Origin of the sequence: Streptomyces sp. CoH27 (assembly GCF_020181035.1) — a bacterium.
Lineage (GTDB): Bacteria > Actinomycetota > Actinomycetes > Streptomycetales > Streptomycetaceae > Streptomyces > Streptomyces camelliae.
Window position 1 is genome coordinate 289,900 of the sequence record NZ_JAIQYY010000012.1, and the last position, 19,672, is coordinate 309,571.

Below are 19,672 nucleotides of genomic sequence, written 5' to 3' on the forward strand. Positions count from 1 at the left end.
CCATGCGCACCGAAGCGCTCGCCCGGCTGGCCGAGGAACGCGTCGACCATCGCTTCAAGGGCCTCCCGCCCGACGCCGACGGCCTCACCGTCGGCGAACTGGCCGCCCAGCGCCGTAACCTCTTCCGCGAGGCCGACGGCTTCACCACCCCCGTCCTCGCCCTGTCCGCCGAGCGCCTGGAGCACAATCTGGCGCTCATGGAGACGTACGCCGCGCGGCACGGGCTCGCCTTCGCCCCGCACGGCAAGACCTCCATGGCCCCGCAGCTGTTCCACCGCCAGATCGAGCACGGCGCCTGGGGCATCACCCTGGCGGTGCCCCACCAGGTGCGCGTGGCCCGCGCGTTCGGCGTCCAGCGGATCTTTCTCGCCAACGAGCTCGTGGACGCCCCGGCGCTGCGCTGGATCGCGGGCGAGCTGGCCGCCGACCCGGACTTCCGGTTCGTCTGCTACGTCGACTCCGTGCGCGGTGTCGAGCTGATGGACGCCGCGCTGAAAGGCTCCTCAAGGCAGCTGGACGTCGTCGTCGAGCTGGGCGCCGGCGAGGGCGCGCGGACCGGGGTGCGCACGGAGGCGGACGCGCGGGCCGTCGCCGAGGCCGTGGGCGGTACGGACACGCTGCGGCTCGTCGGCGTGGCGGGCTACGAGGCCCAGGTGCCGGGCGCCGACCCGGTGCTCGTGCATGCGTGGCTGGACCGGCTGGTCGCACTGGCGGTGGAACTCGACAAGGCCGGCCGGTTCGCCGGCGCCGACGAGATCGTGGTGAGCGCCGGTGGCAGTGAGTGGTTCGACGCGGTCGCGGACGTCTTCGCCGCCGTGCCCGAACTCTCCCGCCCGGTACTGAAGCTGCTGCGCTCGGGCGCGTACGTCTCGCACGACGACGTGCACTACAGCAGGCTCACCCCCTTCAACCGGGTCCCCGAGGAGGGCGCCCTGGAGCCCGCGTTCCGGCTGTGGGCCCAGGTCGTCTCCCGCCCCTCGGCGGACCAGGCCTTCCTCAACGCGGGCAAGCGCGACGCGGCCTACGACCTCGACCTTCCGGTGGCGCACGTGGTACGCCGGAACGGCACCGAGCGTCCGGCGAGCGGCATCGAGGTGAGCGCCCTGTCCGACCAGCACCTGTGGCTGCGCACGGACGCGGGCGCGGACGTCGAGGTCGGCGACTGGGTCGGGCTGGGGCTGTCCCATCCGTGCACGTCGTTCGACAAGTGGCAGCTGATCCCGGTGGCCGAGGCGGACGGGACGGTCGTCGACTTCATCCGCACCTACTTCTAGGGAGCCTTCCGTGGAGGACCTGGTCATCCGGGACGCCGACGTCGTGGACGGCAGCGGCGAGGCGTCGTACCGGGCCGATGTGGTGATCGACGGCGGCCGGATCGTCTCGATCGTCAAGGAGGCCGCCGCGGCCGGCTGCCAGCGCCCGCGCGCCATGCGGGAGCTGGACGCGGAGGGCCTGGTCCTCTCCCCCGGCTTCATCGACATGCACGCCCACTCCGACCTCGCCCTGCTGCGCGACCCCGACCACAGCGCCAAGGCCGCGCAGGGGGTCACGCTGGAGGTCCTCGGCCAGGACGGGTTGTCGTACGCGCCGGTGGACGACCGCACCCTGGAGGAGGTGCGGCGGGCGATCACCGGGTGGAACGGGTACGGCGACGACATCGAGTTCGACTGGCGCTCGGTCGGCGCGTACCTGGACCGGCTGGACCGGGGCATCGCCGTGAACGCCGCGTATCTGATCCCGCAGGGCACGGTCCGCGCGCTCGCCGTCGGCTGGGAGGACCGCGCGGCCACCTCCGAAGAGCTGGACCGCATGCGGCGGTTGGTGGCCGAGGGCATGGAGCAGGGTGCGGTCGGGATGTCCTCCGGGCTCACCTACACCCCCGGCATGTACGCTCCGGACGCCGAACTGACCGAGCTGTGCCGGGTGGTGGCGTCGTACGACGGCTACTACTGCCCGCACCACCGCTCCTACGGCGCCGGCGCCCTGGCGGCGTACGCCGAGATGGTGGAGCTCGCGCGGGAGGCGGGCTGTCCGCTGCATCTGGCGCACGCGACGATGAACTTCGGGGTGAACAAGGGCCGGGCGCCGGAGCTGCTCGCCCTGCTCGACCAGGCCCTCGACGCCGGCGCGGACATCACGCTGGACACCTACCCCTACACCCCCGGCTCCACCACGCTGGCCGCGCTGCTGCCGAGCTGGGCGAGCGCGGGCGGACCGCGGGAGATCCTGGCCCGGCTGGGCGACCCGGAGACGGCCGAGCGGATCCGGCACGGCCTGGAGGTGACCGGCTCGGACGGCTGCCACGGGGTGCCGGTGGAGTGGGAGACGATCGAGATCTCGGGCGTCGCCGACCCGGCGCTGGGCGCGTACGTGGGCCGTACGGTCCGGGAGGCGGCGCGGCTGCGGGGCGAGGCGCCGTGGCAGACGGCCCGCGAGCTGCTGCTGGCGGACGGGCTCGGTACGACGATCCTCCAGCACGTCGGGCACGAGGAGAACGTCCGCGCGATCATGCGGCACCGCGCCCACACCGGCGGCTCGGACGGCATCCTGCGGGGCGCCAAGCCGCACCCGCGCGCGTACGGCACGTTCCCGCGCTATCTCGGCCACTACGTACGGGAGTTGGGGGTGCTGACCCTGGAGGAATGCGTCGCACACCTCACCTCCCGGCCCGCGGCCCGGCTGAGGCTGCCGGACCGCGGGCTGGTGCGCGAGGGCTACCGGGCCGACCTGGTGCTCTTCGACCCGGAGACGGTGGCGCCGGGCGCGACGTTCGCCGAGCCCCGCAGGCTTCCGACCGGGATCCCGTACGTCTTCGTCGACGGCCGGTTCGTCATCGAGGACGGGAAGCGGACGGATGTGCTCGCGGGGCGGGCGGTGCGTCGCACCCCCGTCTGACCGCTCTTACGGCGTGAGGCTCACGGCTTGGGCAGGGTGCAGCCGGACGCGCTGAGGTTCAGCTTGTTGCCGGTGGTGAAGCAGGCCGGGATGATGTACGTCTCCTCGGCGTAGTTGATGCCCTGGCGGACGGTGACGTTGCCGTTCTCGTCCACCTCGCAGGGGTTGTTCTCGGTGCAGCTCTCGCCGTCCTCGTTGCCGGTGTTGTTGACGGCCACGACCTTGCCGGTGGCGGTGTCGATCACCGGGGAGCCGGAGGTGCCGCCGATGGTGTTGCAGGCGGAGGTGTAGCGGACGGAGTCCTTCCAGGTCCAGTCGCCCTCCTGAAGCCGGTACACGAAGCCGTCGATGGAGCAGCTGTAGACGGTCTTCCAGTAGCCGGAGACGACCTTGATGGCGGTGCCGGACGTCGGGTGGGTGTCCTGCACGGTGAGCGGGCTGATGCCGTAGTTGCTCTTGATCGCCGCGTACGTGGTGGTCGTGCGGTAGATCGTGATGTCCGTGTCCGTCATGGTCGAGTACACGACCTGGTTGGCGCGGAGGGTGGCGACCTTGGTGCCGGCGGAGTTCAGCAAACCGAAGGTACGGCTGGAGGACTGGCCGGTGATGACCTCACCGGGTTGCGGGAAGCCGGTCTCCAGGCAGTGGCCGTTGGTCAGCACGAGCGCCGGGTCGGTGTCCGCGGAGTTGGGGAAGCGGATGACCGAGCCGGAGCAGTTGCTGAGCGAGACGGTGCCGGCGAAGTCGACGGTGACTGCGGCGGGCTTGGCGGTGTGCGGTGCGGCGGTGTGCGGTGTGGAGTGCGGTGCGGCCACCGCCGGGGTCGCGCCCAGTGCGGCCAGAGCCACGGAGGAGAGCACGGCAAGGAGAGGCTTGTTCATGTGGGGGTCCCCTCTGACGACGTGGGCGACCGGAGATCTTCCGGTCGCCCTCACGCTTGTCATGCGCATTCTCAAGGCGAGAGAGGGGTGTGAACAAGAAGGCGGGGCGGGCCGTAGGGGTTTCCCTGTGTGGAGGAGCCTCGCTCAGTGGCGAGTCCGTCCCACGCCGTGACCACGGCCCCGGCCCCCGGGTGTGCCCGACGTGGAGGCCGTCGGGCTGGGCGTCGATGTCGTGGGTGCGGGTGCGGGTGTGCCCGGCGTCATGGCGGAGGGTGAGACGGTCGGGGCGCCCGGCGTCCGCGACTGGCGTGCGCCGGATGCCGGGGAGGTGGCCGAGGCGGATCCGCCGGCCGCCGGCGAGGCGGGGCCGGACGGGGAGCCGGTGTCCGCGCGGGGGTTCGCCACGGCGGAGTCGTCCACGGCCACGTGTCCGCCGCCGGCAGGGCTGGACCCGTCCTCAGCCGGGGAGTCCGAGCCGCCCGCGAGTGCCGTGATCACCGCGACCGCACCGGCCACCCCCAGCGCCCCGGCGACGACCGCCACCCGCCGGCGGCCACCCGTACGCCGCTCGGCACGCCGTCGTTCAGCACGACGGCGCTCGGCACGCCCCTCCCCCGGTCCACGGCCCGATCCCTGACCCGGCCCCTCACCAGACCCCTGCCCCGGCCCCGGACCCAGCCCCTGGCCCGGGCCCGACCCATGACCAAACCCATGACCAAACCCATGTCCCGATCCCCGACTCGGTCCCTGACCCGGTCCCTGACCCGGCCCCGGTCCGTCGACCGGCTCCAGCGGCTCGGTCGGGTCGGTCACCGGGGGCAGTTCGCGGGTCTCGTCGTAGGCGTTCTGCCAGCCATGGGCGGCGGCGGGATCGGCGTACTCCTCGTACGCCGGGGCCGGGGCCTGCGGGAGGTAGACGTTCGGCTGCGCGGGGGGTCGTTCCCAGGGCACACCGGCAGGTCCCTGTGCACCGTACGCCCCCGCCTCGCCCTCACGTTCGGTGGACATGACGCCGGATTCTAGGGACGCAAGTGACCCCGGAGACAGCCATCGGCGAAATCCGGGCAAACCTCCGCGTCCCACGTGGTGGAAAACACGACCCAAGAGGCGTGCACCGGCCGTAAGCTCACGACATGCAGGTGATCCAGTCGACCAAGCTCGCCAACGTCTGTTACGAGATCCGGGGACCGGTGCTCCAGGAGGCGATGCGGCTGGAGGCGGCCGGTCACCGCATCCTCAAGCTGAACACCGGCAACCCCGCCGCCTTCGGTTTCGAGTGCCCCCCGGAAATCCTGGAGGACATCCTCCGGAACGTCTCGACGGCGCACGGCTACGGCGACGCCAAGGGCCTGCTGGCCGCCCGGCGCGCGGTCGTCATGCACAACCAGACCCTCGGCATCGAGACGGACGTCGAGCACGTCTTCATCGGCAACGGCGTCTCCGAGCTGATCGTGATGGCCATGCAGGGCCTGCTGGACGACGGCGACGAGGTCCTCGTACCGGCGCCGGACTACCCGCTGTGGACCGCCGCCGTCTCCCTCGCCGGCGGCACCGCCGTCCATTACCGCTGCGACGAGCAGGCGGACTGGACGCCCGACCTCGCCGACATCGAGCGCAAGGTCACGGACCGCACCAAGGCGATCGTGATCATCAACCCGAACAACCCGACGGGCGCGGTCTACGACGAGCCGGTGCTCAAGGGGCTGACGGACATCGCCCGGCGGCACAATCTGCTGGTCTGCTCCGACGAGATCTACGACAAGATCCTCTACGACGGCGCCACGCACACCCCGACCGCGAAGGTCGCCCCCGATCTGCTCACCCTCACCTTCAACGGCATGTCGAAGGCGTACCGGGTGGCCGGGTACCGGGTGGGCTGGATGTCGATCTCCGGCCCGCGCGCCCACGCCGACTCCTACATCGAGGGCCTGACGATCCTGGCGAACATGCGGCTGTGCGCCAACATGCCGGGACAGCACGGGGTCGTCGCCGCGCTCAGCGGACGCCAGTCGATCAACGACCTCGTACTGCCGGGCGGCCGGCTGAAGGAGCAGCTGGACACCGCGTACGACCTGCTGACGCAGATCCCGGGCGTGAGCTGTGTACGGCCGAAGGGCGCGCTGTATCTCTTCCCGCGCCTCGACCCCCAGGTCTTCAAGATCAAGGACGACCGGCGGATGGTCCTGGACCTGCTGCGCCAGGAAAAGATCATGGTCGTGCAGGGGACGGGCTTCAACTGGCCCGAGCCCGATCACTTCCGGGTGGTGACCCTGCCGACGGTCGGCGACCTGAAGGACGCGATCACCCGGATCGGGAACTTCCTGGACGGCTACAGCCAGGCGTAGGACCGATCGCGATCCGTGAACAGGCTCAACTTTAGACGAAATCTAAGCTAGGATGGCCTCCTGTCAGAGCACAGGAGGCCATCCCATGTACGAGCCGATCCGCACCAAGTCGGTCCACAGCACGATGGCCGACGCCTCCTCCGATTTTCCCCACAGGTCGCGCGAGGAGGAGCTGGACATCCAGCTCGCCGGTCACCTCGCCGCGCTGCTGGCCGTGACCGACGAGTTGCGTGAGCTGACTCCGTCGGCCGACCTGGACGACGCGGCCGAGCGGCTCGCCGAGCAGGTGTCCCGGCTCCGGGGCGGACGCGCCCCGCTGCGGGCGACGCCGTCCGCCGGTGCCGACCCCGCCGCCCTGCACCGGCGTGCGCACACCCTCGCGGGCCGGGCGCTCGTGGTCGCCGCGTCGCGCGCCGACACGGCGGCGGCGATCCTCACGGCGGAGCGGATGGACGCCCACAGCTCCGCGCCGGCCGACCCGAAAGAGCTGAGCGCCTCCCACTGACCCCGTCCCGGGGTCCCCCGATCGGCCCCGGTCCGCGTGCACCCGCAGCGACGCGCGGACCGGGAGCCACACACTGCGTCGGCTTCGGCCGACGGTGCCTTTCGCCGTAGGGGCTTGTGTCGTCTCGCGGGTGCCGGTTCGTTGTGGCGTGTCGCGCCCACGCGGCGGAGCCGCACATCGATACGGCCCCGCGCCCCTTCGGGCGCGTTGCAGTGCCGGAACCGGTATGTCACCCGATAGGAAAACGGGTGCCCCGCACGCCATTGTGCGGGGCACCCGGGGTCGTTCCACGGCCGGTCGTGACGATCGCTGGTCAGGGCACGGCGACCGGCCGTGGAGTCTGGGGCGGGACTAGCCGAGGCGCTCCACCAGCGCGTGGTACTGGTCCCACAGCTCCTTCGGGGTGTGGTCACCGAAGGTGTTCAGGTGCTCGGGGACCAGTGCAGCCTCCTCGCGCCAGACGTCCCTGTCGACCGTGAGCAGGAAGCCCAGGTCGGACTCGGACAGTTCGAGACCGTCGGTGTCGAGGGCCTCCTTGGTCGGCAGCACGCCGATCGGGGTCTCGACGCCCTCGGCCTTGCCGTCGAGGCGCTCCACGATCCACTTCAGGACGCGGGAGTTCTCGCCGAAGCCCGGCCAGACGAACGCGCCCTCGTCGTTCTTGCGGAACCAGTTGACGTAGTAGATCTTCGGCAGCTTGGCCGCGTCCGCGGACTTGCCGACCTTGATCCAGTGGGCCATGTAGTCGCCCATGTTGTAGCCGCAGAACGGCAGCATCGCGAACGGGTCGCGGCGCAGCTCGCCGACCTTGCCCTCGGCCGCGGCGGTCTTCTCGGAGGCCACGTTGGCGCCGAGGAACACGCCGTGGTTCCAGTCGAAGGACTCCGTCACCAGCGGAACCGCGCTCGCGCGGCGGCCGCCGAAGAGGATCGCCGAGATCGGCACGCCCTTGGGGTCCTCCCACTCGGGCGCGATGATCGGGCACTGCGAGGCGGGGACGGTGAAGCGGGCGTTGGGGTGGGCGGCCGGGGTCTCGGAGGCCGGCGTCCAGTCGTTGCCCTTCCAGTCGGTCAGATGGGCGGGGGCCTCCTCGGTCATGCCCTCCCACCACACGTCGCCGTCGTCGGTGAGGGCGACGTTGGTGAAGACCGCGTTGCCCCACAGGGTCTTCATCGCGTTGGCGTTGGTGTGCTCACCGGTGCCGGGCGCGACGCCGAAGAATCCGGCCTCGGGGTTGATCGCGTACAGGCGGCCGTCCTCGCCGAAGCGCATCCAGGCGATGTCGTCGCCGATGGTCTCCACGGTCCAGCCGGAGATCGTGGGCTCCAGCATGGCGAGGTTGGTCTTGCCGCAGGCCGAAGGGAAGGCCGCCGCCACGTACTTCGACTCGCCCTGCGGAGGCGTGAGCTTGAGGATCAGCATGTGCTCGGCCAGCCAGCCCTCGTCACGCGCCATGACGGAGGCGATACGCAGCGCGTAGCACTTCTTGCCGAGCAGGGCGTTGCCGCCGTAGCCGGAGCCGTAGGACCAGATCTCGCGGTCCTCGGGGAAGTGCGAGATGTACTTGGTGGAGTTGCACGGCCACGGAACGTCCTCCTGGCCCTCCTCCAGGGGGGCGCCGAGGCTGTGCACGGCCTTCACGAAGAAGCCCTCGTCGCCGAGCTCGTCCAGGACGGCCTGGCCCATGCGCGTCATGGTGCGCATGGAGACGGCGACGTAGGCGGAGTCGGTGATCTCCACGCCGATCGCCGACAGCGAGGAGCCCAGCGGGCCCATGCAGAACGGGACGACGTACATGGTGCGGCCGCGCATGGAGCCGCGGAACAGACCCTTCTCACCGGCGAAGATCTCCCGCATCTCGGCGGGGGCCTTCCAGTGGTTGGTCGGGCCGGCGTCCTCCTCCTTCTCGGAGCAGATGAAGGTCCGGTCCTCGACGCGCGCGACGTCTGTCGGGTCGGAGGCGGCGTAGTAGGAGTGCGGGCGCTTGATCGGGTCGAGCTTCTTGAACGTCCCCTTGGCTACGAGCTCTTCGGCCAGCCGCTCGTACTCCGCCTCGGAGCCGTCGCACCAGACCACGCTGTCCGGCTGCGTCAGTTCGGCGATCTCGTTGACCCACGAGATCAGTTCCTGGTGGTTGGTGGGAACGCTGGAAGCCGAGTTGTCGCGCGCCACGGTTGCTCCTAAGTGAGGGATTTTGTCCTTGTTGCCCCGTGGGGGCTGCGACCCGGATGCTTCACGACTGATCTTGAAGTGCTCATCCGGTGCCGACCACACTCATTTGATCATCCGTCGCGAGTGCCCATCTGTCCAGGGGGAGCTACAGGTGAGCGGCGTGACGAAAACCACGGTTTCCAGGCCTGTTTGCGTTTCCTTTACGTACAGGTTTGGGTCACCTGAAGGTCTTTTTGCGTTCGAACGACCAAGACCGGCGCTGACAAGCGACTTACGGTGCCGTAGGTACCATGCGGCCATGACTGCGTCCGTCCCCGACGCGCCCACGGACACGCCGGCCGACGGCCGCGGTCCCGCCGCGCTCTCCTTGCCGCAACAGGTCAAGCAGGTCAAGCCGAAGCTGCGCGGCTGGCTGCACCTCGGCATGTTCCCGGCCGTACTCGTCGCGGGCCTCGTGCTCACCGCTCTTGCCGACTCGACCAGAGGCCGCATCGCCTGCGGCATCTACGTCCTGACGGCCTGCCTGCTGTTCGGCGTCAGCGCGCTGTACCACCGGGGCAACTGGGGCCCACGGATGGACGGCCTGCTGCGCCGCCTCGACCACGCCAACATCTTCCTGATCATCGCGGGCACCTACACCCCGCTGACCCTGCTGCTCCTGCCGAGCGCGAAGGGCCAGTGGCTGCTGTGGGGGATCTGGGCCGCCGCCGCGGCCGGCATCGTCTTCCGCGTCTTCTGGGTCGGCGCCCCGCGCTGGCTCTACACGCCCTGCTACATCGCGATGGGCTGGGCGGCCGTCTTCTTCCTGCCCGACTTCCTGCGCACCGGCGGCATCGCCGTCCTGGTCCTGGTCGTCGTCGGCGGCCTGCTCTACAGCGCCGGCGGCGTGATCTACGGCATCAAGCGGCCGAACCCGTCACCGCGCTGGTTCGGCTTCCACGAGGTCTTCCACTCCTTCACGCTGGCCGCGTTCGTCGTGCACTACGTCGGCATCTCCCTGGTGGCGTACCAGCACGCGTAACCCCTCGACACCCTCCCTTCCGGGCCACGGCATCTCGCCGTGGCCCTCTTTTCTTCTGCCGATTCTTCTGCCGACAGGAGATATCGATTGACAGTATCTATGTTTTGAGAGTTACTCTCATTTCATGGTTGCTGTCACCGCGAACCCTCGGCGCTGGTGGGCCCTCGGGGCCCTGGTCGCGAGCATGCTCACGCTCGGCTTCGACATGACGATCCTCAACGTGGCGCTGCCGACGATGGCCGGTGATCTCGGCGCCACCACCGGCCAGCAGCAGTGGATGGCGGATGCGTACGTCGTCGTCTTCGCCGCCCTGATGCTCCCGGCCGGCCTCCTCGGCGACCGGTTCGGGCGGCGCCGGATGCTGATCACCGGGCTCGCCCTCTTCCTCGTCGGCTCCCTGATGGGCGCCCTCGCCTCCGACGTGAACTGGGTCATCGCGGCCCGCGCGTTCATGGGCATCGGCGGCGCGCTCGTCACCCCGCTCGCCCTGTCCGTGCTGCCCTCGCTGTTCGACCCCGACGAGCGCGCCAAAGCCATCGGCATCATCTCCGCCGCCTCCGCGCTCGGCCTGCCGCTCGGCCCGATCATCGGCGGCTGGCTGCTGAACCACTTCTGGTGGGGCTCGGTCTTCCTGGTCAACGTCCCGATGGCCGCCATCGGCATCGCCGCCTGTGTCTTCCTGCTCCCGGAGACCAGCGACCCCGCCTCCCCACGGGTGGCCCCGCTGTCCACCGCGCTCACCGCGACCGGCCTCGGCGCCCTCATCTACGCGATCATCGAGGCGCCCGGCCGGGGCTGGAGCGACGGCGTGGTGCTGGCGATGTTCGCGGCGGCCGCCGTCCTGCTGACCGCGCTGGTGCTGCGCGAACGCCGGGCCGTGCGCCCCATGCTCGACATGACGCTGCTGGCCCACCGCGGCTTCCTGTTCAACACGCTCGCCGCGACCCTGGTGATGTTCGTGCTGTCGGGCCTGATGTTCGTGCTGCCGCCGTATCTCCAGGCCGTCCTCGGTCATGACGCGCTCGGCACCGGGGTGCGGCTGCTGCCGATGATGGGCGGGCTGATGATCGCCGCGCGGGGCGCCCAGCCGGTCGTCGCCAAGTTCGGCGCGCGGGCCGTGGTGAGCGCCGGGCTGGTCGTGCTGGCCTTCGCCGCGCTGCTCGGCAGCCGTACGACGGCCGACTCCGGGTACGGCTTCGTCGCGCTGTGGCTGTCGATCACCGGCGTCGGCTTCGGTTTCTGCATCGTGCCCGCGATGGACGGCGCCCTCGGCGCCCTGCCCCGGGACCGGGCCGGCAGCGGTTCGGGCCTGCTGATGACGCTGCGCCAGGTCGGCGCCGCCATCGGCATCGCCCTGCTGGGCAGTCTGCTCGCCGGCATCTTCCGCGACCGGCTCGACGTCACCGGGCTGCCCCCGCAGGCGGCGCACACCGCCGGGGAGTCGGTGATCGCCGCGCATCTGATCGCCGCGAAGGCGGGCCCCGAAGGCGCGGCCCGCCTCGCCGCCTCCGCGAACGACGCCTACGTCCACGGCATGGGCGTGGTCCTGCTGGTGTGCGGGATCGCCGCGCTGGTCGCCGCGCTGCTGGCCGCGGTGCTCCTGCCGAAGGCCGCGGCACCCGCCCAGGAGGCGGAAAGCACCGGTGCCGCCATGGTCGTCACCGTGGAGGATGCCTGACAATGAACCGCATGACGGCCGCACGTTCCCCGCTCTCCCCCGCCGACCGCCCCCAGCTGGGCCTGCGCGAACGCAAGAAGATCAAGACCCGCGAGGCGATCCGCACCGCGACGTACGCGCTGATCCAGGAGCAGGGGTACGACGCGACGACGATCGAGCAGATCGCCGAGCGCGCCGAGGTGTCGCCGTCGACGGTCTTCCGCTACTTCCCGACCAAGGAGGACATCGTCCTCACGGACGAGTACGACCCGCTGATCGCCGAGGAGTTGCGTGCCCGGCCCGCCGGCGAGTCGTGGATGGACTCGATGCGGCATGTGCTGCACAAGGCCGTCGACGCGAACATGGCCGAGGGACCCGAGGTGGTGCGCATGCGCACCCACCTCGCGGTGCAGGTCCCCGCCGTCCGCTCCCGGATGTTCGAGAGCATGTCGGAGACCGGCCGCCTGCTCCGTGAGGTCCTCGCCGAACGCTCCGGCCTGGACCCCGGCAGCCTGGAGATCCGCGTCTACGCCATGTCCCTCATCGGCGGCCTGATGGAGGTCTCCATGTACTGGGCTGAGAACGACTTCACGGGCGAACTCGGCGACCTCATGGACCGGGCCCTGGACGTCCTGGAGCAGGGGCTGCCGGGCGAAAACCGCTGAGGTCGCACCGGCCCGCCATGGGATGCTGACGAAGTGAACGCAGCCGAGATCCACGTCGAAGTCGCCCCCGCGCTCCATGTGTTCGTACCGCAGTCCCGGCGCGCCGGTACGACCCCCCTGGCCACGGACGGCGTCTCCACCCTCGGCCATGTCATCGAGTCCCTGGGCGTGCCGCTGACCGAGGTGGGCGCCCTGCTGGTGGACGGCCACGAGGTCCCGGTGTCACACATCCCCAGGCCGGGCGAGCACGTGAGCGTACGCCCGGTCGCCCGCCCCCAGCAGGTCCCCGGCGCCCCGCTCCGTTTCCTCCTCGACGTCCACCTCGGCACCCTGGCCCGCCGCCTCCGCCTCCTCGGCGTGGACACGGCGTACGAGTCGACGGACATCGGCGACCCGGCGCTGGCGGCCCGCTCGGCAGCCGAGAAACGCGTGATGCTGAGCCGCGACCGGGGCCTGCTGCGCCGCCGTGAACTCTGGGCGGGCGCCTTCGTCTACAGCACCCGCCCCGACGACCAGCTCCACGACGTCCTCGACCGCTTCGCCCCCGCCCTGCACCCCTGGACCCGCTGCACGGCCTGCAACGGCCTGCTGAAGCAAGCGACGAAGGAAGAACTGGCCGACCAGCTCAAGGGCGGCACCCAACGCTCGTACGACGTCTTCGCCCAGTGCACCTCCTGCGGCCGGGCGTACTGGAAGGGCGCCCACCACGACCAGCTGGAGGCGGTCGTGGAGCGGGCGTTGAGCATGCGTACCCAGGGGGATTGAGTACGGGAGCCGAAACCGGTCCGGCCCCGGGCCCGGTGGAGGTCCGCCAGGCCCGGGGCCGTGTTCGTGCAGTGGGGGATCGGCTCACGCTCGGGGCGATGATCCTCAGCGGCGCCGGACGTCCCCCTTTCCGCACGCCACCCCGTCCCGGTTCGGGTCGAGACCCAGCGGATCGTCCCTGCCGTTGACCTTCAGCCGGCCGTAGTTGTTCTCCCGAAGCCAGGCGCAGCGTGCGGCCGTCGTCTTCTTCACCTCGGGCGGGAAGACGGTCGGTACACACACGTTGATCGAGCCGTAGTGGCGGTCGCAGCCGGAGAGCGTCGGGCTGACCTGCTGGGACGTGCGCTTCTTGCCGGGGCCGGAGACCTTGCCGGTCAGGGAGTCGGCGAAGGAGTGGACGTGCGGTGAGGCGGCGGTCATGGCCGTCGGGCCCGTCAGATGGACCCACTGGGCAACGGACGGAACGCCGTTGGCGTCGACCGCGAAGAGCATGTACCAGCCGGGCGGGGCGACGTTCGGGTTGTTCGTCACGTTCAGGTCGACGTTGTTGCCGTCCACCGACAGCGGCAGGTCCACGAAGCGCTGGTTCGGGTCCGAGGAGTGGGTCACCGCCGCCGGGCGGATCAGCTCCGCTTTCGCGATCGGGCGGTCCACCGTGATCCGCTGGGTGTCGCCGTACTTCCACTCCTGGCTGATCACCGAGGTGATCGTCGGCCGGGGGCCCTTGAAGAGGTACGACGGGGTGTAGATGGACACGTTGTGGTTCCAGCTGCCGTTGCCCGGGTTGTCGCCGGTGGCCATCACCCGGCCGTCGGGCAGCAGGAACGCCGAGGAGTGGTAGCCGCGGGCCTGGGGGTCGGCGGCGACCTGCTGGAAGGTGTTGGTGCCGGGGTCGTACAGCGAGGACTCGTACACCGGGTTGGCCCGGTTGTGCAGGGCACCGCCCGTCTCCAGCACCTTGCCGTCGGGCAGCAGCACGGCGGAGGCGTACATCTTGCCCTGGCCGCCGGTCTCCGGCTGTGGCCCGTTCCCGAGGTCGACCGTGCCCTGCGGCAGCGGCGGCCCGGCGACGTACGACGGGTTCGGCTGCTTGAGGTCGATCAGGTCCGTGAGGCGGTTGGCGTCGGGGTTGGAGTCGATGTTGCCGCCGCCGATCGTCAGCACCCGCTGGTCCTGCGCCGGAGGCAGCAGCACGGACGCCGACTGGTCCCGCTGGTCCTTGTTCTGGAGCCCCGGGATCTGCGTGATCGTGTTGGCGCCGTAGTCGTAGATCGCCGAGCCCGTGCCGGGGATGTTGTTGCCGAAGACGTGGCTGCCCGTGTAGAAGAGGCGGCCGTCCTGCATGAGGATCATCGCCGGGTACAGGCCCCAGTACGACCAGGTCTGGTTGACCTGCCAGGTCGGCAGCCACTGCTGCTGGGCGTCCGACCAGCGCTCGGCGGTCACCGAGCCGGTGGAGTCCTCGCGCAGCCCGCCGAAGGTGATGACGTCACCGTTGCCGAGCTCGGTCGCCGACGGGTACCAGTGGCCGTCGTTCAGGTCGTTCGTCTTGGTGTACGTCTCCGTCGTCGGGTCGAAGATGTACGAGTCCCTGAAGCCCTCGTACCCGTGCCCGCCCGCGACCGGGTACGCCTTGTTGCCGCTCAGGACCAGCACCCGGCCGTCCTGGAGCTGGACGTGGCCCGCGCAGAACATGTCCTTCGGCGTCGGGATGACCTTGTAGGTGCCGTCGGCCGGGTTGTACACCGCGCTCGTGAACGTGCCCGCGTTGAACTGCTCCTCGCTGTTGCCGGAGCCGGCGATCAGCAGCACCTTGCCGTTCTTCAGCACGACGGAGTGCATGGAGCGGACCGGGTTCTGCGTCGGCAGCACCGACCAGCTGCCGCCCGCACACTGGTCACTGGTGCCGGTGCACTGCGCGGGCGGGATCACGTCCGGCACCTGGTCCATGGTGTAGTCGTCGGTGGTCGCCGACCCGGTGCCGTACACGGAGACACCCCAGGTGATGCGGTCGGTGCCGGCCGGGATCTCGGGGGTGCGGACCGACGCCTGGGTCCAGTCCGAGGCCATGTCCAGCGTCTTGACGTCGGTCCAGTACTGCCAGCCGGCCGTCGTGTCGTGCCGGAACAGCGTGACGTTCGCGTCGGGGGTCGTGGTCTTGTACCAGAGGCCCAGGTCGTACTGCTTGCCGACGGTCACGACCGGCGCGCAGTCGGTGGACTCGGTGATCATCGCCTTGCGGTCGCCGTCGACCCGGCGGGTCAGCGTGACCTTCATGGCCTTGGTCCCGGAGTGCGCGTCCGAGGTCGTCTCGAAGGTGAAGTCGTTGTCGCCCCAGCCGGACTTCTCCCAGCAGTACGGCAAGTCGTTCGTGCCGGCGGTCTCGAAGCCGGGGTTCTTGATCAGGTTGGCGGCCTCGGCCGGCTGGGGTGCGGTCAGAAGCAGACCGGCGGTCAGGGCGCCCACCCCGGCCAGCGCGGTCCGTCTGCGGTACTTACGGCTCACACGGCTCTCCTTGCTCGGCTCCCCCGGCGACGGGGGAGATAGACCAGCGCTTCGGTCCCGGCGAAGCGCAGGACGAACGTCATGACCAGCGCGAGCGCGGTCGCGGGCAGGGCGCCCATGCCGAACCGGTCGACGAGCAGCGCGATCAGCGGAATCCGCAGCACGAGGTCGGCGTTGGCGAGCAGCGCGAACCGGCCGAGCCGGTCCCACCAGCGGCGGTGCGCGCGCCGGTCGCGGAACAGCAGCTGCTCGATGAGCAGGAAGTTCCAGGCGACGCCCAGTTGGTTGGCGAGGATCTCGGCGAGCACGTAGTGCATGCCGAGCCCCGTGAGGACGGCGAGGCCCACCAGATTGGGCACGAAGCCGCTCGCCCCGATCAGCCCGAAGCCGATCATGCGGGCGACCGGGGACGCGGTGCGCAGGCCCGCCAGGTGGCGCAGGAAGCGGAAGCCTTCCCGCGCCGTGGACTTGGACTCGCCCGCGTACCGGTCCTGGAAGACGAACGGCACCTCGGCGACCTGCCGGGGCCGGCTGCGCACGGCCAGCTCCAGCAGGATCTTGTAGCCGAGCGGCTTCAGAGCGTCGGCCGTGACCGCGCTGCGCCGGATGGCGAAGAAGCCGCTCATCGGGTCGCTGATGCCGTGCAGCCGGCGCGGGAAGAGGGCCTTGGCGAGCCAGGTCGCGCCGCGCGAGACGGCGACCCGGTAACCACCGGCGAGCCCGGCCCGGCTGCCGCCCGCGATGTACCGGGAGGCGACGACCAGTCCGGCGTTCGTACGCTCCCCGGTGGCGATCAACTCCGGTACCAGGGACGGCGGATGCTGGCAGTCGCCGTCCATGACGACGATCCACTCCGAGCCCGCCGCCTTCAGTCCCTCGACCACCGCCCCGCCGAGCCCGCCGACGGGTTCCTCGCGGTGCAGTACGGCCACCGGGTACGGGCAGTCCTCGGCGGCCTCACGGATGACCTCGGGGGTGTCGTCGGTGGAGTCGTCCACGAAGAGGACCTCGCACGGCATCCGCGCGGGCACCGACTCGGTGATGTGGTGCAGCAGTTGACGGATGTTCGCGGACTCGTTGAAGGTCGGTACGACGAGGGTGACGGCGCCGGGTTCAGGTATCTCGACGTCGTCGAGGCCGGGTACAGGGGCGGTGTACTCGCTCATCGGGCACTCCCGGTGGCCTGGATCTGCCGGATCTCGACGCGGTCCTCTCCGGTGCCGAAGGTGGCGACCGGCGCGGAGTGCTGGATGGCGGCCCTGACGTTGGGCAGGTCCTTGGCGTCGCGGCGGACGGTCGGCGAGGCGACGACGTAGTCGATGTCCCGCCAGCCGTGCGGCATGGTCTTCGTGACGGCCGGGTCGAGGTCGGCCTTGTAGAACCAGATGGCGCCGAGTCCGGGCCGGTATCCGGCGTGTACGAGGTCCAGCCAGAGGGCGTCGTCGACGAGGACGCGGGTGTCCTTCGGGTCCGCGACCTTCGTGCTGAGCCAGTGGGAGGCCTGCCGGTAGGGCTTGTTGGCGTCGGCGGTGACGGCGGTGCGGTCGCCGTCGTACCAGTGCGGTACGACGTAGGCGCCGGCGGCGAGCGCGAGCACGGCGGCGAGCGCGTACCGGCCGCCGGTGACGTACCGCTTCTCGCTCTCGGCCCGCCACCGGCGCAGCACCGCGTGCGCGACGGAGGCGGCGGCGCCGGCCAGTACCAGGGCGAGGAAGGGCAGGGCGCCGATGACGTACATGGCGGGCAGATAGCCGTTCGGCCTGAGGGCTACGACGGCCAGGATGGCCACGGTCAGGGACGGTCCGGCGAGCGCGCGGGCGGTGACCGACCAGCGCCAGGTGACCAGCAGGAGCAGGGCGCCGGCGAGGCCGCCGAGTGGCAGGACCCGGTCGTAGTAGAGCCAGGAGTGCAGCACGCCGTACGAGCCGGAGCCCTGGTCGAGGATGAAGCCGGACCCGGGCCGGGACATCTGGTAGGTGATGCCGTCCCACAGGGAGACGTGTCCGGCGCCCGGGAACAGCTCGCCCTTGAGCAGCGCGAACAGCGGGTACGAGAAGCCGATCAGGGCGCAGGCGGTGACGGCTCCGGTGAGGGCGAACTTGCGGGTGTCGCGGTGGCTGTGCCGCCACATGGTGACGAGCAGGGCGGGCAGGACGACGAGCATCGTCTCCTTGGTGAGGACGCCCGCGGCGGCGGCGAGGCCCGCGCCGAAGTGGTGCCAGAGGTGGCGGCTGGGCGAGGCGGCGAGGCAGAACGCCAGCAGCAGCCACATCACGGCGATGTTGTCGAGGAAGATCTCCCGGCTGAGGACGACCGCGAGCGGGGACAGCCCGAACAGGGCCATGCCGAGTCCGGCGGCCCAGCGCGGCAGGGAGAGGCGGCGGCCGAGGAAGTAGACGAGGACCGCGCTGACGCCGCTGATCAGCAGCATGGCGAGGCGCATGGTGCCGACGGTCATGGAGCCGGGGCTGAGCTTCGAGGGAAGCCAGCTGAGCAGGGCTATCTGGATCCAGCCGAGCGGCGGGTGGTCGTACCAGTAGGTGTAGTGGGCAAGTCCCCTGCCCTGCTGGACGGCCCAGGCCTGGGCGAGGTAGGTGCCCTCGTCGTCGCTGAGGGTCGGGTAGTCGGCGATGTTCCAGCTCTGGACGACGAGGATCGCCACGAGCAGCGCACCGCAGAGCAGCAGGTCGGGGCGGGAGGACCGAAGTCGTACCGGAGGCTGCGTTCGACCGGTCGAACGTGTCGTGGGCGCAGCCTGGCGCTGCGCGGGGACCGTCGCTGCGGTCACCGCGGGAAGGGTGGAGGTCACGCAGGAACGTCCTCTCGGAGGGGCTCGGCCGCGGTGAGGTGCGCGCCGACGTGCGAGGTCAACTCCCAGTCGTTGCGGCCGCGTTGCTCGCGCCACACGGCGCGGATCGCGGCACCGGCGAGGAGGACCTGATAGAAGGGGCCGCCCACGATGAGCTTGGCGTAGTGGGCGAAGCGGACCCTGAGGCCGTACTGGACGCCGAAGTCATGCAGCCCGACCACCTCGAAGACGAAGGTGACGACGGCGGTGACCAGCGGCAGGAAGGTGAGGAAGGCGACGCCGACGGGCACGTCGAGGAAGAGCGCGACGGCCGCGTTCAGCGGGATGATCACCCCGGCGAAGGCCTGCATGAACGGGGTCATCAGGGTGTACCGGGCGAGCAGCCGCTGTCCGAATCCCGGCAGTTGGTGCCAGTCCTTCTTCCGGTACACCTGGAGGAAGCCCTGGTTCCAGCGGGTGCGCTGCTTGAGCAGCGACATGAGCGAGCCCGGTGTCTCCTCACGGGTGACCATGTCGGAGTCGTAGGCGACGACGACCTTCTTGCCGACGGACGACAACCGGACACCCAGGTCACAGTCCTCGGCGAGGCAGTCGGGGTCCCAGCCGTCGGCCGCCCGCAGCACGTCCGTCCGGACGAAGACGGTGTTGCCGCCGAGCGGGATGAACCCCTTCTGCGCGTGCAGATGCAGCCGGGAGCGGAACCAGAAGAAGTACTCCAGGCAGTTGCGCAGGCTGTACCAGCTGGAGTGGAAGTTGATGAGCTGGACGCCGCCCTGGACGACGTCCGCGTCGGTCGTACGGAAGGCGTGGTCGACGTGCGCGAGCAGCTCCGGATGGACCTGGTCCTCGGCGTCGAAGACCCCGACGACGTCACCGCGGCAGTGCGGCAGCGCCGTGTTCATGGCCTTGGGCTTGTTCTTCTTCTCGTGGGTGTCGACGACGACCCGGACGCGCTTGTCGCGTTCGGCGGCCGCGCGGGCCACCTCACTCGTCTCCGGGTCGTCGTGGCCGACGATCACGATGATCTCGAAGTCGGTGTGTGTGGACTCCAGCAGCCGCTGGATGGTGTGGTCGAGCACCGCCTGTTCATGGCGGGCCGGCACGAGCAGCGAGAACGACAGGTGTTCGTCGCCGTCCGGTCTGCCGAACCGGGTGGAGGCCAGCACCTCGGGCGTACGCCACGCGTGCATCTGCCACCACAGAGTGAAGGCCGCCATCCAGAAAAGGGCAAGCGAAACGGCAGCGATGAAGACAGACGTCAGCAAAAGATCCCCCCAGATCCCCCTGAAACCCCCTGTGCACACAACGGTCGGTCATCACCGGTCACCCGTTGTGTCGATGTGGAGAGCGTAGGTGGGATCTGTGAAGTCTGGGAGGTCTTCCGATAAAGAGCTTGTTTCGGGATGGGGGGAGAGAAGGGGCGGGAAGGGGTGGGAAGCGGTATCTATCCGA

Annotated in this window: 15 protein-coding genes; 9 read left to right on the plus strand and 6 right to left on the minus strand. The window is 70.3% G+C overall.

The features are described from left to right. Positions 1–2 precede the first annotated feature (2 nt). Positions 3–1,274, plus strand: a complete 1,272-nt coding sequence (locus LE548_RS22355) for an amino acid deaminase (protein ID WP_225098699.1) — start codon at positions 3–5, stop codon at positions 1,272–1,274. A 10-nt stretch (positions 1,275–1,284) separates the two neighbouring features. Beyond that, on the plus strand, positions 1,285–2,895 hold the full coding sequence (locus tag LE548_RS22360) for an amidohydrolase family protein (protein WP_225098700.1): 1,611 nt from the start codon (positions 1,285–1,287) through the stop codon (positions 2,893–2,895). A gap of 20 nt (positions 2,896–2,915) precedes the next feature. On the opposite strand, the gene LE548_RS22365 is transcribed toward LE548_RS22360, so the two are convergent. After that, positions 2,916–3,776, minus strand: coding sequence for a trypsin-like peptidase domain-containing protein (locus tag LE548_RS22365; RefSeq protein WP_225098701.1), 861 nt, complete (start codon positions 3,774–3,776; stop codon positions 2,916–2,918). A gap of 202 nt (positions 3,777–3,978) precedes the next feature. On the opposite strand from LE548_RS22365, the gene LE548_RS22370 reads away from it, so the two are divergent. The 3 genes from LE548_RS22370 (at position 3,979) to LE548_RS22380 (ending at position 6,626) form a co-directional block, all read left to right on the plus strand. Next, positions 3,979–4,413, plus strand: a complete 435-nt coding sequence (locus LE548_RS22370) for a hypothetical protein (RefSeq protein WP_225098702.1) — start codon at positions 3,979–3,981, stop codon at positions 4,411–4,413. Between the two features lie 496 nt (positions 4,414–4,909). After that, the gene (locus LE548_RS22375) at positions 4,910–6,121 is read left to right on the plus strand and encodes a pyridoxal phosphate-dependent aminotransferase (protein WP_225098703.1); all 1,212 of its coding nucleotides are present in this window, start codon (positions 4,910–4,912) and stop codon (positions 6,119–6,121) included. An 85-nt stretch (positions 6,122–6,206) separates the two neighbouring features. Then, positions 6,207–6,626, plus strand: coding sequence for a hypothetical protein (locus LE548_RS22380; RefSeq protein ID WP_225098704.1), 420 nt, complete (start codon positions 6,207–6,209; stop codon positions 6,624–6,626). A gap of 351 nt (positions 6,627–6,977) precedes the next feature. Here LE548_RS22380 and LE548_RS22385 read toward each other — a convergent pair whose 3' ends face one another. Next, positions 6,978–8,798, minus strand: a complete 1,821-nt coding sequence (locus LE548_RS22385) for a phosphoenolpyruvate carboxykinase (GTP) (protein ID WP_225098705.1) — start codon at positions 8,796–8,798, stop codon at positions 6,978–6,980. A gap of 298 nt (positions 8,799–9,096) precedes the next feature. Here LE548_RS22385 and LE548_RS22390 point away from each other — a divergent pair, with 298 nt between their 5' ends. From LE548_RS22390 to LE548_RS22405, 4 genes are all read left to right on the plus strand, one after another. Beyond that, the gene (locus tag LE548_RS22390) at positions 9,097–9,819 is read left to right on the plus strand and encodes a hemolysin III family protein (protein WP_225098706.1); all 723 of its coding nucleotides are present in this window, start codon (positions 9,097–9,099) and stop codon (positions 9,817–9,819) included. A gap of 124 nt (positions 9,820–9,943) precedes the next feature. Beyond that, the gene (locus LE548_RS22395) at positions 9,944–11,497 is read left to right on the plus strand and encodes an MFS transporter (RefSeq protein ID WP_225098707.1); all 1,554 of its coding nucleotides are present in this window, start codon (positions 9,944–9,946) and stop codon (positions 11,495–11,497) included. 11 nt (positions 11,498–11,508) lie between these two features. Next, positions 11,509–12,141: a TetR/AcrR family transcriptional regulator gene (locus LE548_RS22400; RefSeq protein WP_225098708.1), complete on the plus strand. Its 633-nt coding sequence runs from the start codon at positions 11,509–11,511 to the stop codon at positions 12,139–12,141. Positions 12,142–12,174: 33 nt separating this feature from the next. Then, the gene (locus LE548_RS22405) at positions 12,175–12,906 is read left to right on the plus strand and encodes a Mut7-C ubiquitin/RNAse domain-containing protein (RefSeq protein ID WP_225098709.1); all 732 of its coding nucleotides are present in this window, start codon (positions 12,175–12,177) and stop codon (positions 12,904–12,906) included. A gap of 105 nt (positions 12,907–13,011) precedes the next feature. On the opposite strand, the gene LE548_RS22410 is transcribed toward LE548_RS22405, so the two are convergent. The 4 genes from LE548_RS22410 to LE548_RS22425 are packed head-to-tail and all read right to left on the minus strand — an operon-like array spanning position 13,012 to position 19,485. Next, a complete protein-coding gene (locus tag LE548_RS22410) occupies positions 13,012–15,411 on the minus strand; it encodes a galactose oxidase-like domain-containing protein (RefSeq protein ID WP_225098710.1) in 2,400 nt (799 codons plus the stop codon). Then, positions 15,408–16,577, minus strand: a complete 1,170-nt coding sequence (locus LE548_RS22415; protein ID WP_225098711.1) for a glycosyltransferase family 2 protein — start codon at positions 16,575–16,577, stop codon at positions 15,408–15,410. Before LE548_RS22415 ends, LE548_RS22410 begins: the two co-directional genes overlap by 4 nt. Next, entirely contained in the window at positions 16,574–18,220 is a 1,647-nt protein-coding gene (locus tag LE548_RS22420; protein WP_225098712.1) for a glycosyltransferase family 39 protein, read from the minus strand. Before LE548_RS22420 ends, LE548_RS22415 begins: the two co-directional genes overlap by 4 nt. Further along, positions 18,217–19,485, minus strand: a complete 1,269-nt coding sequence (locus LE548_RS22425; protein ID WP_225098713.1) for a glycosyltransferase — start codon at positions 19,483–19,485, stop codon at positions 18,217–18,219. Before LE548_RS22425 ends, LE548_RS22420 begins: the two co-directional genes overlap by 4 nt. Between the last annotated feature and the right edge of the window lie 187 nt (positions 19,486–19,672).

Coding starts and splice junctions, on each gene's coding strand:
- LE548_RS22355 (WP_225098699.1), top strand. CDS start 3: ATGCGCACCGAAGCGCTCGCCCGGCTGGCCGAGGAACGCGTCGACCAT.
- LE548_RS22400 (WP_225098708.1), top strand. CDS start 11,509: ATGACGGCCGCACGTTCCCCGCTCTCCCCCGCCGACCGCCCCCAGCTG.
- LE548_RS22380 (WP_225098704.1), top strand. CDS start 6,207: ATGTACGAGCCGATCCGCACCAAGTCGGTCCACAGCACGATGGCCGAC.
- LE548_RS22395 (WP_225098707.1), top strand. CDS start 9,944: ATGGTTGCTGTCACCGCGAACCCTCGGCGCTGGTGGGCCCTCGGGGCC.
- LE548_RS22365 (WP_225098701.1), bottom strand. CDS start 3,776: ATGAACAAGCCTCTCCTTGCCGTGCTCTCCTCCGTGGCTCTGGCCGCA.
- LE548_RS22375 (WP_225098703.1), top strand. CDS start 4,910: ATGCAGGTGATCCAGTCGACCAAGCTCGCCAACGTCTGTTACGAGATC.
- LE548_RS22390 (WP_225098706.1), top strand. CDS start 9,097: ATGACTGCGTCCGTCCCCGACGCGCCCACGGACACGCCGGCCGACGGC.
- LE548_RS22415 (WP_225098711.1), bottom strand. CDS start 16,577: ATGAGCGAGTACACCGCCCCTGTACCCGGCCTCGACGACGTCGAGATA.